The 14702-nt window shown below is 51.7% G+C and carries 12 protein-coding genes; 8 read left to right on the top strand and 4 right to left on the bottom strand.

Going from position 1 to position 14702, the window contains the following annotated elements:
* The first annotated feature begins 34 nt into the window (after positions 1-34).
* From JFY74_00815 to JFY74_00780, 8 genes are all read left to right on the top strand, one after another.
* Positions 35-1576, top strand: coding sequence for a glutathione ABC transporter substrate-binding protein (locus JFY74_00815; GenBank protein QQG28656.1), 1542 nt, complete (start codon positions 35-37; stop codon positions 1574-1576).
* Positions 1577-1594: 18 nt separating this feature from the next.
* Positions 1595-2515, top strand: a complete 921-nt coding sequence (locus tag JFY74_00810) for an ABC transporter permease subunit (GenBank protein ID QQG28655.1) — start codon at positions 1595-1597, stop codon at positions 2513-2515.
* Positions 2516-2523: 8 nt separating this feature from the next.
* A complete protein-coding gene (locus JFY74_00805) occupies positions 2524-3423 on the top strand; it encodes an ABC transporter permease subunit (GenBank protein QQG28654.1) in 900 nt (299 codons plus the stop codon).
* A 26-nt stretch (positions 3424-3449) separates the two neighbouring features.
* Positions 3450-4508, top strand: a complete 1059-nt coding sequence (locus tag JFY74_00800; protein QQG30415.1) for a P1 family peptidase — start codon at positions 3450-3452, stop codon at positions 4506-4508.
* A 26-nt stretch (positions 4509-4534) separates the two neighbouring features.
* Positions 4535-5356 carry a M55 family metallopeptidase gene (locus JFY74_00795; protein ID QQG28653.1) on the top strand — a complete coding sequence of 274 codons (822 nt, stop codon included), beginning with the start codon at positions 4535-4537 and terminating at the stop codon, positions 5354-5356.
* 60 nt (positions 5357-5416) lie between these two features.
* Positions 5417-6364 carry an isoaspartyl peptidase/L-asparaginase gene (locus JFY74_00790; GenBank protein ID QQG28652.1) on the top strand — a complete coding sequence of 316 codons (948 nt, stop codon included), beginning with the start codon at positions 5417-5419 and terminating at the stop codon, positions 6362-6364.
* A gap of 213 nt (positions 6365-6577) precedes the next feature.
* Positions 6578-7486: a LysR family transcriptional regulator gene (locus tag JFY74_00785; GenBank protein ID QQG28651.1), complete on the top strand. Its 909-nt coding sequence runs from the start codon at positions 6578-6580 to the stop codon at positions 7484-7486.
* A gap of 98 nt (positions 7487-7584) precedes the next feature.
* Complete coding sequence (locus JFY74_00780) at positions 7585-8448, top strand: YicC family protein (protein QQG28650.1); 864 nt, start codon at positions 7585-7587, stop codon at positions 8446-8448.
* Between the two features lie 93 nt (positions 8449-8541).
* Here the strand turns inward: JFY74_00780 and JFY74_00775 are convergent, their stop codons facing one another.
* From JFY74_00775 to JFY74_00760, 4 genes are all read right to left on the bottom strand, one after another.
* Positions 8542-9429 carry a nucleotidyl transferase AbiEii/AbiGii toxin family protein gene (locus JFY74_00775; GenBank protein ID QQG28649.1) on the bottom strand — a complete coding sequence of 296 codons (888 nt, stop codon included), beginning with the start codon at positions 9427-9429 and terminating at the stop codon, positions 8542-8544.
* 28 nt (positions 9430-9457) lie between these two features.
* Positions 9458-9982 carry a hypothetical protein gene (locus JFY74_00770; GenBank protein QQG28648.1) on the bottom strand — a complete coding sequence of 175 codons (525 nt, stop codon included), beginning with the start codon at positions 9980-9982 and terminating at the stop codon, positions 9458-9460.
* 318 nt (positions 9983-10300) lie between these two features.
* Positions 10301-12781: a restriction endonuclease-like protein gene (locus JFY74_00765; GenBank protein ID QQG28647.1), complete on the bottom strand. Its 2481-nt coding sequence runs from the start codon at positions 12779-12781 to the stop codon at positions 10301-10303.
* Positions 12782-12799: 18 nt separating this feature from the next.
* Entirely contained in the window at positions 12800-14692 is a 1893-nt protein-coding gene (locus tag JFY74_00760; GenBank protein QQG28646.1) for a hypothetical protein, read from the bottom strand.
* Positions 14693-14702: the final 10 nt, after the last annotated feature.

Raw genomic sequence — 14702 nt, 5'->3', positions numbered from 1 at the left:
CAACACACGTTCATTGCTGACCAGGAGAGAAACCATGAAGCCATTCGTTCGTCGCTCTGCCGTTGCCCTCGGGCTCTCACTGTGTCTGGCGGCTGTTGCCCAGGCGCAAGACCTTCGTATTTCCATCTATGCCGATATCACCGGGCTCGACCCGCACGACACCTCGGATACGCTGAGCTACTCCATTCAGAGCGGCATCTTCGAGCGTCTGTTCCAGTTCGATAATAAAATGAAGCTGGTGCCGCGTCTGGCGACGGGCTACACCAGTAATGACACCGCCACCGAGTTCGTCGTTACGCTGCGCGAAGGCATCACCTTCCAGGACGGCGCCCCCTTCAACGCCGACGCCGTTAAAGCTAACCTCGACCGTCTGGCCGATCAGAGCAAAGGCTTAAAACGCAACAGCCTGTTTAACATGGTACAAACCGTCACGGTTCTGTCGCCCACGCAGGTTAAAATCGAGCTGAACAAATCCTTCGGTGCCTTTGTCAACACGCTGGCGCACCCGTCTGCCGTTATGCACAGCCCGGAAGCGCTGAAGAAATACCCAGACGAAGCACAGCTGCGCGTGAACCCAGTCGGTACTGGCCCGTTCAAGTTCACCGAATGGCAGCAGGGTAAAGACGTGAAGCTGGTGAAATTCGACAACTACTGGCAGAAAGGCTGGCCGAAAGTCGACAGCGTGACCTTCTACCCGACGCCGGAAGATTCCACCCGCGTGGCGTCACTGAAATCCGGCCAGGTTGATGCGGTGTATCCGCTGCCTTCCGACCTGATCGGCACCGTACAAAACGACAGCAAGCTGGCGATTCAGCGCGACCCGAGTATTTATCAATTCTGGCTGGCGATGAACAACCTGCGTCCGCCGCTTAACGATATCCGCGTGCGTCAGGCGCTTAACTACGCCATCAACCGCGACATCTGGCTGAAAGTCGGCTTTGCTGGCATGGGTGTTCCTGCCTCTTCTGCGATGGCACCAGACGTGCAGTTCTTCGCACGCCAAAGCTCACCGAACTACACCTATAACCCGGAAAAAGCCAAGGCGCTGCTGAAAGAAGCAGGCTACGCCAACGGCCTGAGCCTAAAACTGTGGACGACGAACCGCACCGACTACATCCGTAGCGCACAGTTCTTCAAACAGCAGTTAGAGCAGGTCGGCATCAAGGTCACCGTCACCCCGATGGATTCAGGGATGCGTAACGCCAAGCTGTTTGGCGTAAAAGATCCGAAAGACGCCGAATTTGACCTGTTCTACAACGGCTGGTCTCCGTCTACCGGTGATGCTGACTGGGCGCTGCGTCCGCTGTTCGCGACAGAGTCCTGGGTTCCGGTTGCGTATAACGTTTCCTACTACAGCAATCCGGTAACGGATAAAGCGATTACCGCTGGGTTGGCCACTGCCGATGCAGACAAACGTGCCGCGGCTTACGCTGATGCACAACGTCAGATTTGGCAGGATGCGCCTGTGGTCTTCCTGGGCTCGCCGGACAACGTTGTCGGCAAAACCAAGAACCTCGACGGCGTGTACATGCTGGCGGATGGCTCACTGATCTTCGATCAGGCTGAATTTAAGTAATCGGTCAGGGAGAACGCCATGTTTGCTTATATCGTCCGACGTTTGCTGGAAATGATCCCGGTTCTGCTGGTGGTCTCCCTGTTAGTGTTCGGTTTTATAAAACTGTTGCCGGGCGATCCGGCACGTATTTACGCTGGCGCTGACGCGACCATTGAGGCGGTGGAAGCCGCCCGTCAGCAGCTAGGATTGAACGACCCGCTGCCGCAGCAGTATGTCCACTGGCTCGGCGGCCTGTTCAGCGGCGATCTGGGTGTGACGTACCGCACTCAGCAACCCGTCATCGACGTCATCAGCAAGAGCTTTATGCCCACCATGTGGCTGGCGCTGGCAGGCTTTGTCTGGTCGGTGCTGCTTGGCCTGCTGATTGGCGTGGTGTCCGCGCTCAAGCGGGGGAAATGGCAAGACTGGACGCTGATGAGCTTTGCAGTCGGCGGGATTTCCATGCCGCCGTTCTGGCTCGGCCTGTTGCTGATTCAGTTTGTCGCCATGCCGTTCGGCGTCTTTTCCGTCAGCGGCTTTAATCAGCCCAGCGACATCATTCTGCCCGCGCTGACGCTCGGGGCATCGGTAGCTGCCGTTATGGCACGCTTTACCCGCTCCGCATTTCTGGAAGTTGCGCAGGAAGACTACGTCCGCACCGCGCGATCCAAGGGGCTGCGCAATCGGCTAGTCACCTGGAAGCACGTGATGCGTAACGCGCTGATTCCAGTCATCACCATGCTTGGGCTGCAATTCGGCTTCCTGCTCGGTGGCTCCATCGTGGTTGAAAGCGTGTTTAGCTGGCCGGGTCTGGGCTGGCTGCTGATTGAATCAATCAAAACGCAGGATCAGCCGGTCATTCAAGCGCTGGTGATGCTGTTCGTGTTTGAATTTATTGTCATTAATCTGTTGGTGGACCTGCTGTACGCGGTGGTCAATCCGGCGATTCGCCTACGTTAGGAGACACGATGAACCTTCCTCCAGAACCCGTCGTGGCTGTTGCCACGCTTGATGAAGAGACGATACGTTCGCCGTGGCGCGACTTCGTTCAGGTCTTTATCCGTAACCCGATGGCGCTGGTTTCCAGCGGCTTCGTCCTGCTGCTGGTACTGGTCGCCATTTTCGCCCCCTGGCTGGCACCGTGGAACCCCATGGAGCCTGACTGGGCATCGCTGGCCTCACCGCCTTCAGCAGCGCACTGGATGGGTACCGACGATCTCGGGCGCGATGTGATGAGCCGTATCATCTACGGTGCACGCATCTCGTTATATATCGGCATCTTTTCCGTCACGCTGGGCATGCTGGCCGGCATCGTGCTCGGTCTGTTAGCAGGCTACTACGGTCGCTGGGTGGATACGCTGATCATGCGCGGTTCTGACGTGCTGTTCGCCTTCCCCGGCATGTTGTTGGCGATTGCGGTCGTCGCGATCCTCGGCCCCGGCCTGAATAATGTGATTATCGCCGTCGCGGTCTTCAGCGTGCCGGTCTTCGCCCGCATCGTGCGTGCTTCTACGCTGTCGCTAAAACAGGCGGCCTATGTGGAAGCGGTACGCTGCGCTGGTGCGCCGGATCGCATCGTGCTGATGCGCCACATCCTGCCCGGCACGCTGCCTAACGTGATCGTTTATTTCACCATGCGTATCGGCACCAGCATCCTGACCGCAGCCGGCTTGAGCTTCATCGGCCTCGGGCCGGAGCCGGACGTACCGGAATGGGGCAACATTCTCGCCATGAGCCGCAGCCTGATGATGGCAGGCGCCTGGCACGTCAGCGTGTTCCCCGGTCTGGCGATTTTCTTCACCGTGCTGGCGTTTAACCTGCTCGGGGATGCGCTGCGTGATACGCTCGATCCCAAACTGAAAAGCTGAGGAAGGCGATGCACGGCGATCACCAGATGAACGACTATCGCCAGCAGCAGCAGGCGCTGTTGCTACAACGCTGGAAAACGACGCGGCAGTTGGGTACGCCGCGCTCGGCCAGCGGGCCGCATAACCGCCTCAGCGACGTAGCGGGCGTGCGCGTCGGCCACTGCACGCTGGCAGCGGGTGAAGTACAAACCGGCGTCACGGCGATTGTGCCGCCCGGTGAGAACCTGTTCACCCAGCCCCTGCCCTGCGGCGCGGCCGTGTTGAACGGTTTCGCTAAACCCGTCGGACTGGTACAGATTGAGGAATTAGGGTTGTTGCAAACGCCCATTTTACTCAGCAACACGCTGGCAACCGGCACGCTGTTTACCGCGCTGGTGCGCGATGCCATTTCCCGTAATCCAGAACTGGGCCGCACGCTACCGACGGTTAACCCGCTGGCGTTGGAGTGCAACGACGGCTGGCTGAACGACATTCAGGCGCTGGCGGTGACGGAGCACATGGCGCGGCACGCGCTGGCTAGTGCAACGGACAGCTTTGCACGCGGCAGCATCGGTGCTGGACGCGGCATGAGCTGTTTTAGCCTGAAAGGCGGCATCGGCACTGCATCGCGCCTGATTCCCGAATTGAATGCCACGCTCGGCGTGCTGGTGCTGGCAAACTTCGGCACACTTTCTTCACTGACGCTGGACGGTGTGCAGATGGGAGACGCCCTCACCCCTATCCTGCCTGGGCTCGCGCCGCAGCAGGACGCCGGATCGATCATCATTATCATGGCGACGGATGCCCCGCTCGATGCCCGACAGCTCAAGCGCATCGCCAAGCGTGCCGGTGCAGGATTAGGTCGGCTCGGCAGCTACTGGGGACACGGCTCCGGCGATATCGCCGTTGCGTTTTCCACCTGCCCACAGCCGCAACCGCCGGAGGATGCGCAGCTTGAATCGCTGTTAAGCGCCGCCGCCGACGCGACCGAACACGCGGTGCTCGACGCCATGCTTCAGGCAGACGCCGTGACTGGTTTTCGCGGCCATCATCGCCCGACGCTGCCACAGGCGTTGGATCGGCTGGCTGCGACTCTTTATCCATAAGCAAATTCTCCCGTAGGAAACTGATGATGAAAGTGTTTATCTCTGCTGATATCGAAGGGATCGCTGGCGTGATGCGCCCCGAACAGTGCAGCCCCGGCACCGCAGAATATCAACTGGCACGCGGCCTGATGGAACAGGAAGTCAACGCCGCGATTGACGGTGCGTTCACGGGTGGCGCAACAGAGGTGGTGGTCGCCGACAGCCATGCGGCAATGGTCAATCTGCGTGCGGAGAACATCGACGCCCGCGCCCGACTGGTACAAGGCAAACCGCGCGGCTATTCGATGGTAGAGGGGCTGGAGCAACAGCAGTTCGACGGCCTGATGTTCATCGGTTATCACAGCGCGGCAGGCGAGTTTGGCGTGCTGTCACATACCATCAATGGTCGTGCGTTCTACCGCGTGCGCATCAACGGTGAAATCATGGGCGAGAGCGACATCTACGCTGCCGCCGGTGTGGAACAGAAGACGCCACTCTGGCTGGTCAGCGGTGACGACACACTCCAAAGCTGGATCGCCCGCTACTACCCTGCCACCGATTACGCCTGCGTCAAACGTGCCATTTCACAGCATGCAGCGGAATCCCTCAGCACCGAGCAGGCCCGTCAGGTGATTCGTGACGCGGCAAAAGCGGCGGTGGAAAAAGCGCACCGGACGCTGAACTCGCGGATTCAGGCGCCCTACCATCTCGAACTGATGGTGGCAAAACCAGTACTGGCCGATCTATTCTGTCTGCTGCCAAGCGTTGAACGTTTGGATGCCATAACCGTAGGTTATACGGCGCAGAGCATGCGGGAAATCACCAGCCTGCTGGGTGCCTTTTCCTATCTGGCGACGACGCAAAACTGATTCCGGTCTCTCCGCCCCTGATTTCGGGGGCGTAAACCGCTTGAAAAGAGAATTTATAGCATGACGAAACCCGTGATTGTGATCCACGGTGGCGCAGGTGCGCTGACCCGCTCGGCCATGAGCGCTGAAAAAGAGCAACGCTATCTGGCGGCGCTATCCGAGATTGTCGCCAGCGGACAACGCATTCTGGCTGAAAACGGTAGCGCGTTGGATGCCGTAACGGAAGCCGTCCGTCTGTTGGAAGAGTGCCCGTTATTCAACGCCGGACACGGTTCAGTCTTCACCCACGCAGAAACTCACGAACTGGACGCCAGCATCATGGACGGACGGTCGCTGGATGCTGGCGCGGTGAGCTGTGTCAGCCATATCCGTAACCCGATTCTGGCCGCGCGTACCGTACTCGAAGCCAGCCCGCATGTGATGTTTACCGCCGACGGAGCGGAAGCCTTTGCACAACAGCACGGTCTGGAAATGGTCGAACCTGCGTTTTTCTCCACCGACGAACGCCGTCAGCAACTGCATAACGCACAGGCAGGCTCAGGCCGCGTCATCCTCGATCATGACGGTCAGAACGACCCTATCGATCCCGACCGCAAATTCGGCACCGTGGGCGCGGTAGCACTCGACAGCGCAGGTAACCTCGCGGCGGCAACCTCGACGGGCGGCATGACCAACAAACAGGCCGGACGCGTGGGCGATAGCCCCATCATCGGTGCTGGCTGCTACGCCAATAACCAGACAGTGGCCGTTTCCTGCACCGGTACAGGAGAAGTTTTTATGCGCGCCGTCGCGGCCTATGATGTCTCAGCGCTGATGGAATACGCCGGGCTCACGCTACAGCAGGCCAGCGATCGCGTAGTCATGGAGAAACTCGTGCAAATGGACGGCAGCGGCGGGATGATTGCCGTCGATAAAGCCGGCAACATCGCCTTGCCATTTAACAGCGAAGGCATGTATCGCGGCTATGGCTACGTGGGAGAAGCTCCCGTCGCCGATATCTATCGCTAAGTCTGTCGCGCTACCATACATAGGTCGAATTGCACCATTTTCGATCATGACGCCCAATTATGGGGCATTGCGCCCCGTAATTGGGCAACCCGATCATGAGGAAACGCCGCGGGCCGCGCAGGAACAAAATTAGAAACTGGCGTAATAATTGCAGACTTTTTGGTTATTACTCATACGATGCTCATCAGAAAGCGTCAGCCGGAGCCTGCAACCATGCGATTACGCCATATTGAAATCTTCCAGGCCATTGTTCAGGCAGGTACCATCAGCGGCGCCGCCCGTTTACTCAATGTCTCGCAACCGAACGTCAGCCGGGTACTGAACCACGCAGAGCAGCAGCTCGGTTTTTCCCTGTTTGAACGTCGCACACAGGGAATGATCGCCACCGAAGAAGGGCTACGCCTGATACCGAAAGTGCAGGAGCTTTTCAACCATCTGCAAAGCATCAGTTCGCTCACCGAACAAATCAAAACCAGCAAGGCCCACTCCGTACGGCTGGGTGCAGCGCACGCATTCGGGCAAATGATCGTAGCCCCAACGCTGGTGGAGTTTCATAAGCAGGCGGCCTTGGTTAACGTTGAACTCGTCACCGAACACTTCAGCACGCTGTGCCAGAACATCCTGCAAAACCAGCTCGATTTCGCGCTGATCTTTGGTCAGCAGGTGCCGTCCGAGTTGCTGGCAGAACCGCTGTTCCAGTCCACGATGGTTGCCCTGTTGCCGAAAGACAGCCCGATAAACGGCCCTGTCTCGCTGGAATGGCTGTGCAACAACAATCTGCTGATGATGCAGCATAAGGATCCGCTCGGTCAGGTGCTACACCGTGCGCTGCGCGACAGAGCGCTACAGCCAGCCGCTTCGCTCTACATCAAAACCTACTCGGTCATTGCCGACATGGTGCTGGCGGGCGGCGGTACGGGCATCGTCGATCTCTTTACCGCCTGTCGCTACGCCGACCAGCTCAAAATCGTCCCTATCGACCAGCCGCTGCCTTTTGAAGTCACGCTGATCAGCCGCCGTGACAACCCACAGTCACAGGCGACACTCCAACTGAAACAGATGATGAAAAATCGCTGTCGCGACATCGCCAGACAGAACGAGACGCTGCTTTACGCCGCCTGATTCACGACAGACGCTACGCCACGGACGGTTTTTCCTATCCCCTGCGCGGGACTCAACGCTATAATCCTTCTCATCATTTGCTTTACAGGTATGCACCAATGATTCGCAGCATGACCGCTTACGCCCGCCGAGAGATCAAGGGCAACTGGGGAAGCGCAGCCTGGGAACTGCGTTCCGTTAACCAGCGCTATCTGGAAACCTATCTTCGTTTACCGGAACAATTCCGCAGCCTCGAACCCGTCGCTCGTGAGCGCATCCGCGCCCGCTTGACCCGTGGAAAAATCGAATGCAACCTGCGTTTTGAGCTCGACCCGAGTGCACAAAGTGCGCTGATCTTGAACGAAAAACTGGCGAAACAGCTGGTTAATGCCGCCAACTGGGTCAAAATGCAGAGCGACGAAGGGGAAATCAACCCGGTTGATATCCTGCGCTGGCCCGGCGTGATGTCGGCGGAAGAACAGGATCTGGACGCCATCAGCGCCGAACTGCTGACAGCACTGGAAGGCGCGCTGGATGATTTCATCGCCGCCCGTGAAAGCGAAGGTGATGCGCTGAAAGGGATGATCGAACAACGTCTGGCTGGCGTCAGCGCCGAAGTCGTCAAAGTGCGCGCCCAGATGCCGAACATCCTTCTATGGCAGCGTGAGCGCCTGCAAAGCAAGCTGGAAGATGCGCAGGTACAGCTGGAAAATAACCGTCTGGAACAGGAACTGGTTCTGATGGCGCAGCGCGTCGACGTCGCCGAAGAACTCGACCGCCTCGACGCTCACGTCAAAGAAACCTACAAAATCCTGAAAAAAGAAGAAGCCGTCGGCCGCCGCCTCGACTTCATGATGCAGGAATTCAACCGCGAATCGAACACGCTGGCCTCGAAATCCATCAACGCCGACGTCACCGCTTCCGCTATTGAACTGAAAGTGCTGATCGAGCAAATGCGGGAACAGATTCAGAATATCGAGTAACGTTTCACGCGATCTCATAGAGTCTCACCAATCAAAAAGGCCATTGTAAATACTGGCCTTTTTGTTTTATGACAGTGGAAGAAAAACATGGGGCTAACCCATATCAAATGGATTTTTTGGTGTTCCGTCATTCAGTAACTCAGACGCGATGGTATGTACCTCGCCCTGAACATAAGCCCAATATTCAGGATTATCGAGGGTTCTCTCTTTAATTTGCTTAGGAATAAAGCGGCTCATTTCCATATTGAAGTCGTCACGGACTTCATCTTCCGACATCAGCTTGGCTAACTGAATAGACAGCGCCTGTCGAAAGTCTTCTGTTTGCTTCTGTCTGGCGGTGAGCTTCTTTTCAACCAGTGTTTTGGATAAATCAATACCACGCTGCTTAATCCAAACAATATCCCAGATATCACGAGGTTTAATACGTCTTGCCCGATACGCTAACGCGATCAACTTATCGGCCAATGTTTCTTGTAACGACTGTACCGGAACCAAGATCCCTTCAGTCGGTACAACGATGTCGTAATGATTGATTAGCGGGCGCTTTTCAATATCAAATGACGGAATAGCACAGACGTCAATATGCATTTTTTGCCGTGGCAAATCAGGATGATTAGCTTCTTTTACGATACTAATTTTCCAAGAAACGGTATCCCCTTGCTGCGCGCCAGAAGGTTTGTTTACCCAAACTTCGGTTTCATACTTGTTCTGAATATAGGTTTGAATTTCGGACTCCAGCCCCTCAAACGCTGAGGGCTGGAAATCATGACCGCCATTGAAATCAAGATCTTCTGATAGCCTGCTGCTGTTGTAACACATTCGTAATGAGGTACCGCCAATAAACGTTAACCGCTGCATGACGCCCTGTTTGATCAGCACATCCATAATGTCATGATGCAAGATCTCTTTTTCTATGACGGGTGTCACTGCGGCATAGTCAGGGTTTGACTGGACGATTTGGCGAATTTGTTGCTTCAGCATACGTTATCTCCCACACACTTCCCCATACTTAGCTCTCCAACATATGTAGATTGCGCTGGCAGTGCTTTAGATCTGCAATCGCTTGTTCCTTGTATGCGCGATACATTTTGATGTCGGGGTCATAGTACAAATTAGGTGCAATTTGCTCGACTGGCTTTTTAGTATGGGTAAGCTCGATCACGCCATAAGGCGTATCAAAACAACCGCTTCGACCTTTAGTCACCACCGTGACTCTACCCATCACAACTTGTGAAATATCACCGGTATGACTGAGCTGACTTTCTAAACTGATGTAGTTCAATACGCCACTGCGCAACTTTTTGATGATTTTATAAATGGCAGTCTCAGGCTCAGGTGGTGTAATAACACTTTCATAGAAGCCTTTCACCACTCGTCTTAGCAACCCCTTCTTTACGCAATCTGCCAGGAACTTTCTAAAGGCTGGGTCACAAGGCACCCCCTGCATAAAAGCCAGCTCTGTTACACTGTGAATGCCACCGCCAGCGTTCACTGATTTAGCCAACGCGTTTAATAGCTCATCAGATTTAGCCATAGGTCTACACTACATTACCAAATAAGTAATGTAGTGTAGACCTACGCAAGAAAAAGGTCTACAGATTGTTACGTGACAAGTAACTTAGTGTAGACCTATTAGACCTGAGTAACCTTCGCTCTCGACTCTTGTATATCGCCAGCCAGGGACACCAATATGCCCATATTGAGCATTTTTATAAAATTTGGACACGGTGATACCCATTTTGAATGGGCAAGGCATGCTTTTGGATGCTTACTTTGAAGAGCGTAAGGTGGCTCACACCTTACTTGATAAGTGGCCAGTATTAGATACAACACTCAGAGCGTTTTTGTCGCGTTATTTCCCTTCCCCCTCTCCTGTATGTGATACCGTCAAGGCTTCCTTATAGACGTCTTTCACCGAATTAAATTGCTGAGCCGCCTCCAGCGCACTTAATGTTGTCAACTTCATCGAATGACGAATCGGCCGATGAGGAACGTTTTCAATCGGTGTGTTTAACGTCAGTGGTTTACCTAATTCAAACAAAATACACTCGTATGCATCGGTACTGAGTTTCCCTGCGTGCTCCACCGTTAATTCATTCCTTTTAACGATTCTCTGGCTTTTAATCGGCCATATTTTCTTAATCGATTTCCAGTGGTGATCAAGGTCACTCGTTGAAGCGATAGCGAGGTAGCGTATTTCTGCGACAATGTGGCTTCTGGCATTCTTCATCGCCTGATTAAATGTCTCAACTCTGGTGTGATACCATGCTGATGTGCCGTTTTCAAAATTATCAAAATACGTGCTGGCTCGCCCTTTAGTACCCCCCAAGGATGCCGTCATCACTAAATCGGGATAAAGCGTTTGCTCCATACCGTAATAAGGGATTCGTGCGGCTTCTTGCAAATATAAACGCTCTTGCAATTTTTGCGTGCTGTAATCACTTCCCGCAACGCCAAGTTGACGCTTTAAAAAATCAACCATCCAGCGGCACCCAACTTGCTCCTTGTCGTTTGGAAGAAGCGCAAATGCCCCAATCCCCACCTCAGAAATCATATCAAGGTAAGGGTTGTCGTCCACGTGTTGGTTAAAAAAGCCGGGATAGAGGGCAAAGGCCCCAAACACTGGACGACTTTTATGGCCTATCGTGGACGATTTATCTTGCGTAATACGGATCAATGCATCGCGGTAACGATGCATTTGGTTAATAGCATCGTCCGGCACCAAATCGATTTTATCAATATCGTATTTATGCGCATCGCTACCATCCACTTGGCTCGGTTTGGTTTGAATACGGTACTTTGCATCGAACAGCCAAATAAAGCGTTTGTCGCTCGGCGTAGGGAATTCGACCTTCAAGACAATATCAGGACAATGAGAGACGAAGTAAGAACGAATATCCTTGCTGTTTGGGGTAAAAATAGGTTCGTGTGCTAATCTCGCCACTAAACCATCATCGCGTTCAAAAACAAAAGCGCCCGCAAAACCATTCTTTAATTGATATTCAACGTCATTTTTTAATACTAAGGTTTGGCGATTCGGCGTGACATCCTTAAAGCCAAGATCGTCGACTAAAATGTTGCGCAATGCCAGGAAACACCACACTTCATAAATCTCGGCAACCGACTTCATCGAGATACTGGTTTGATTGGCAAAAACATCCAAGTAGCATTTAAGTTCCTGCCAAATACGGTATACCGCGCTGTATCCTGTTTTTTGTTGCAGCACAAGAGATGACTTAGCCAAGCCATTAAATACACCAACGTCACGTAAAAAACTGTGATTCAGCATTTCGCTTAATGGTTTTTGCCAACTGCCAATTTCGTTGAGGAACGCATCGGAAAGGCGTTGATTCTCTGGGGCTTGATTATTTTTTCGCAGCTTACGTTCAAACTCAGCTAATCGATTTTTGCACTGGGTGACCACCATCTTGATAAAACGATTTTCTGGCGTATCAACACTTAAGTGCTTTTTTTCAACGCGATAGCGTTTATCGAACTGACCCTTTTCAAGGTCTTTGATTACGTTTTCGGCTAAGCGATGAGGCAACCGGCCTTTTAAACGATCCGCACGCACAAATGAAACGTTGGGCTGTAGGCGGCTATGAGGCGCCTGACAGATAATTTTTAAACTTTGTTCGAAACGCTGCCTCAGTGCCGTGAAATTAGCTAACCAGAGTAACGGAAAATCACCACGCTGTTTGCTTTGCTCTGCCTCTTGCTCGGTTTTTTCGGCAAGGCTAAAACGCCATAGCGGATAGTTATCGTCAAGTACGCGATACATCTCGGGCAAATCACGGTGTAAATCCATTTTGGTCGGCAACACTTCAAAGGCTAGGGTAAACCGATAATCCTGACCTGCAAGGCGATAGCTGAGAGGCAGGCGCATCCAGCCGACATCATTACCTGTATTGACGGTGCCCGTTAAGCGAGCGGGAATATCACGCTTCTTTGCCGCAAAACGAAAACCTTCATTCACTAACCTAACGCGATGAGTTAAGTCGGCTTGCTCCACCTCATTAAAAAATACCCACTCAAACTGATATTGCGCATTTTCAAAAAACAAAGGTTCCCGCAAATTGATCGACTCACTCTGCACACTAGGGGCATTACCCAACGTGTCAGAGATCAGCGTGTCATCCAAAACCGCCACTTCTTGTAAATCCATCGCAGGGGAAAAACGCACCGTCGAGCCCACGATAGAAGGATTATTCGCGTCAGTGTACTGGATTCGTTTAGCCAACGTATTACGATAAACCTGTTGCCGTTTAGCGATATCATTGCACCAAATCGACAGTTCAAAATGCTCAGTTTGTAGTCGCAATAATTCGGGCATTTCGTACCGCCTTGTGGGTTATGGCCAGAAACTGGTGAAGCCGGATTGAGCAAGCTTATTTTGCATCCACTCAATTTTAGCGCGACTGCGGCAAGCAATCATTATTGTCGCGCCATCCTGTTGCTTTTCACGATAAAAATCTGGTCTTACATTATTTTTATCCCAAATAGCAGACAGGTTTTCTTTTAACGTATCAGATAACTTTATGAGCAATGACTGTTCAATATCAAATTGTGCTAATTTATCACTATCACCTTCAATACGCGGCAGCACTTTGCACATTAAAAAATCATCCCAAACGGCTTGTAGCGCTTCGTCGTTTTCGGGCTGTAGGCTTATCACACTCAGCAGCAATTCATTTAAGGCACGATAGGCCAATTTAAAGGACGTGTTATCCAGCTCGATATTGAGCGATTGTAAAAAGGCAATACTCTTTTTGCCATCTGCATCAATTACAGGCAAACGTGCTTTATTCTTCACAGCACTTGAATAAATGGGATAGGACAGCTTTTTCGGGATGATGGTGGGTGAAAAATATTCGTCGAAATCGTTAGGGAAGAAATCACCAAAATCAAAACTCAGTGCGCGGTCAATCACCTTACGGGAAAAGCCGTGCGTGGTCTCATCCATATTTACCGTGCCGGCAACCAGTAAGTTAAAAGGAATACCGATGCCATTCTCAAAAAATTCAAGCCATAATGCAGAAGCTGGGTCTAACCCCAAACTCTTGCACAATTCATCCTGCTTAACAGGGGAAAGTGACTGAATCACCGAGGCTTTTAATAGTGGATCGCACTGGTAGGTAAACTCATCATCTTCCCATTCCCATTCCCATTCACGGGTTTCCAGTATAGATAAATAATCCGCAAAATACTGCTCAACAGGGGCAAGATTCATTTCATCCAAGCATAACCAATACGGCGGTATTGCCTGCAAATCATTACGGTGCCCTGAGGTTATTTTTCCAGTAATTTGCGCATCTGACTTAGCAATGGCCTTCCACGCTTTAACGATAAATGTCAGCACGTCAGTAATCACATATTCAACGTTGCCATTTAAGCGGGAGGAATAACCCAACAAATCACTGGGTTCATGCCAATCTGGGCGAACAGAAACTAAGCAATATGTTTCGTCAATATGCCCTGTCGCTTTCGCCTGTTCACGAACAAAACGTGATTTCCCCGTACCGGAGATGCCGGCGAGGAGTAGGAAAGGTTTGGGGAGGGGAATAAATTCTTTGGCATCATTTTTATCGGATTGTATGGCAAGAGTAACATCCATTGACTTATGATGTTCAAATAATGAACGATAAAGGTCTTGATTTTGGCATAAATCATAAACTAACTCACCAAAAACACTAGAAGAAGCATCTGGAAGATTAATCTCTTTCAGAATAACAGAGCCAAAACAATCTTTTGCACCTCTAGGTTTCCCCTCATCGTTAATAAGCTTCTTTGAACCCATTCTGAATTTATCATCTTCATTATCTATGAATTTTGAAAAAAGAGTAATGTCGGTATCATTATCAAAAAAACACCTCATAGATTGATTTGATTTTATAGTATTTTCAATACTAACTGCATCGCCAGATAATTCTTTTGAAAAGCCTCTGATTTTATCGAAAATAGAGAGATATTTAAACAATTCCATTGCGAAATCATACATTTCACAAGCATAATTAAAATATTGGTTAGGGATTAATGCATAATTTCTAACTTTATCATTATTTGCTTTATCTATACTTCTTTTATCTGTAGCAGAAAAAGAAGTATAGAAATCAAAACCATAACCAAATGGTCCCAGATCTTGTGAAAGTTTATCTTTTAGGGCTTTAGGGATCCTATAATCGGAGAACTCACGTTCATTGACGATAGGTTTTTTTATTTCAATATCTCTTAGATTTTTAAGCATGAGAAGTCCT

Origin of the sequence: Pectobacterium carotovorum, assembly GCA_016415585.1 — a bacterium.
In the GTDB taxonomy this organism is placed as follows: domain Bacteria; phylum Pseudomonadota; class Gammaproteobacteria; order Enterobacterales; family Enterobacteriaceae; genus Pectobacterium; species Pectobacterium carotovorum_K.
The sequence above is the reverse complement of the archived record's forward strand: the minus strand, read 5'-3'. Positions and strand labels throughout refer to the sequence as shown.

Coding starts and splice junctions, on each gene's coding strand:
- JFY74_00775 (QQG28649.1), bottom strand. CDS start 9,429: ATGCTGAAGCAACAAATTCGCCAAATCGTCCAGTCAAACCCTGACTAT.
- JFY74_00770 (QQG28648.1), bottom strand. CDS start 9,982: ATGGCTAAATCTGATGAGCTATTAAACGCGTTGGCTAAATCAGTGAAC.
- JFY74_00780 (QQG28650.1), top strand. CDS start 7,585: ATGATTCGCAGCATGACCGCTTACGCCCGCCGAGAGATCAAGGGCAAC.
- JFY74_00760 (QQG28646.1), bottom strand. CDS start 14,692: ATGCTTAAAAATCTAAGAGATATTGAAATAAAAAAACCTATCGTCAAT.
- JFY74_00800 (QQG30415.1), top strand. CDS start 3,450: ATGAACGACTATCGCCAGCAGCAGCAGGCGCTGTTGCTACAACGCTGG.
- JFY74_00785 (QQG28651.1), top strand. CDS start 6,578: ATGCGATTACGCCATATTGAAATCTTCCAGGCCATTGTTCAGGCAGGT.
- JFY74_00795 (QQG28653.1), top strand. CDS start 4,535: ATGAAAGTGTTTATCTCTGCTGATATCGAAGGGATCGCTGGCGTGATG.
- JFY74_00810 (QQG28655.1), top strand. CDS start 1,595: ATGTTTGCTTATATCGTCCGACGTTTGCTGGAAATGATCCCGGTTCTG.
- JFY74_00805 (QQG28654.1), top strand. CDS start 2,524: ATGAACCTTCCTCCAGAACCCGTCGTGGCTGTTGCCACGCTTGATGAA.
- JFY74_00815 (QQG28656.1), top strand. CDS start 35: ATGAAGCCATTCGTTCGTCGCTCTGCCGTTGCCCTCGGGCTCTCACTG.
- JFY74_00765 (QQG28647.1), bottom strand. CDS start 12,781: ATGCCCGAATTATTGCGACTACAAACTGAGCATTTTGAACTGTCGATT.
- JFY74_00790 (QQG28652.1), top strand. CDS start 5,417: ATGACGAAACCCGTGATTGTGATCCACGGTGGCGCAGGTGCGCTGACC.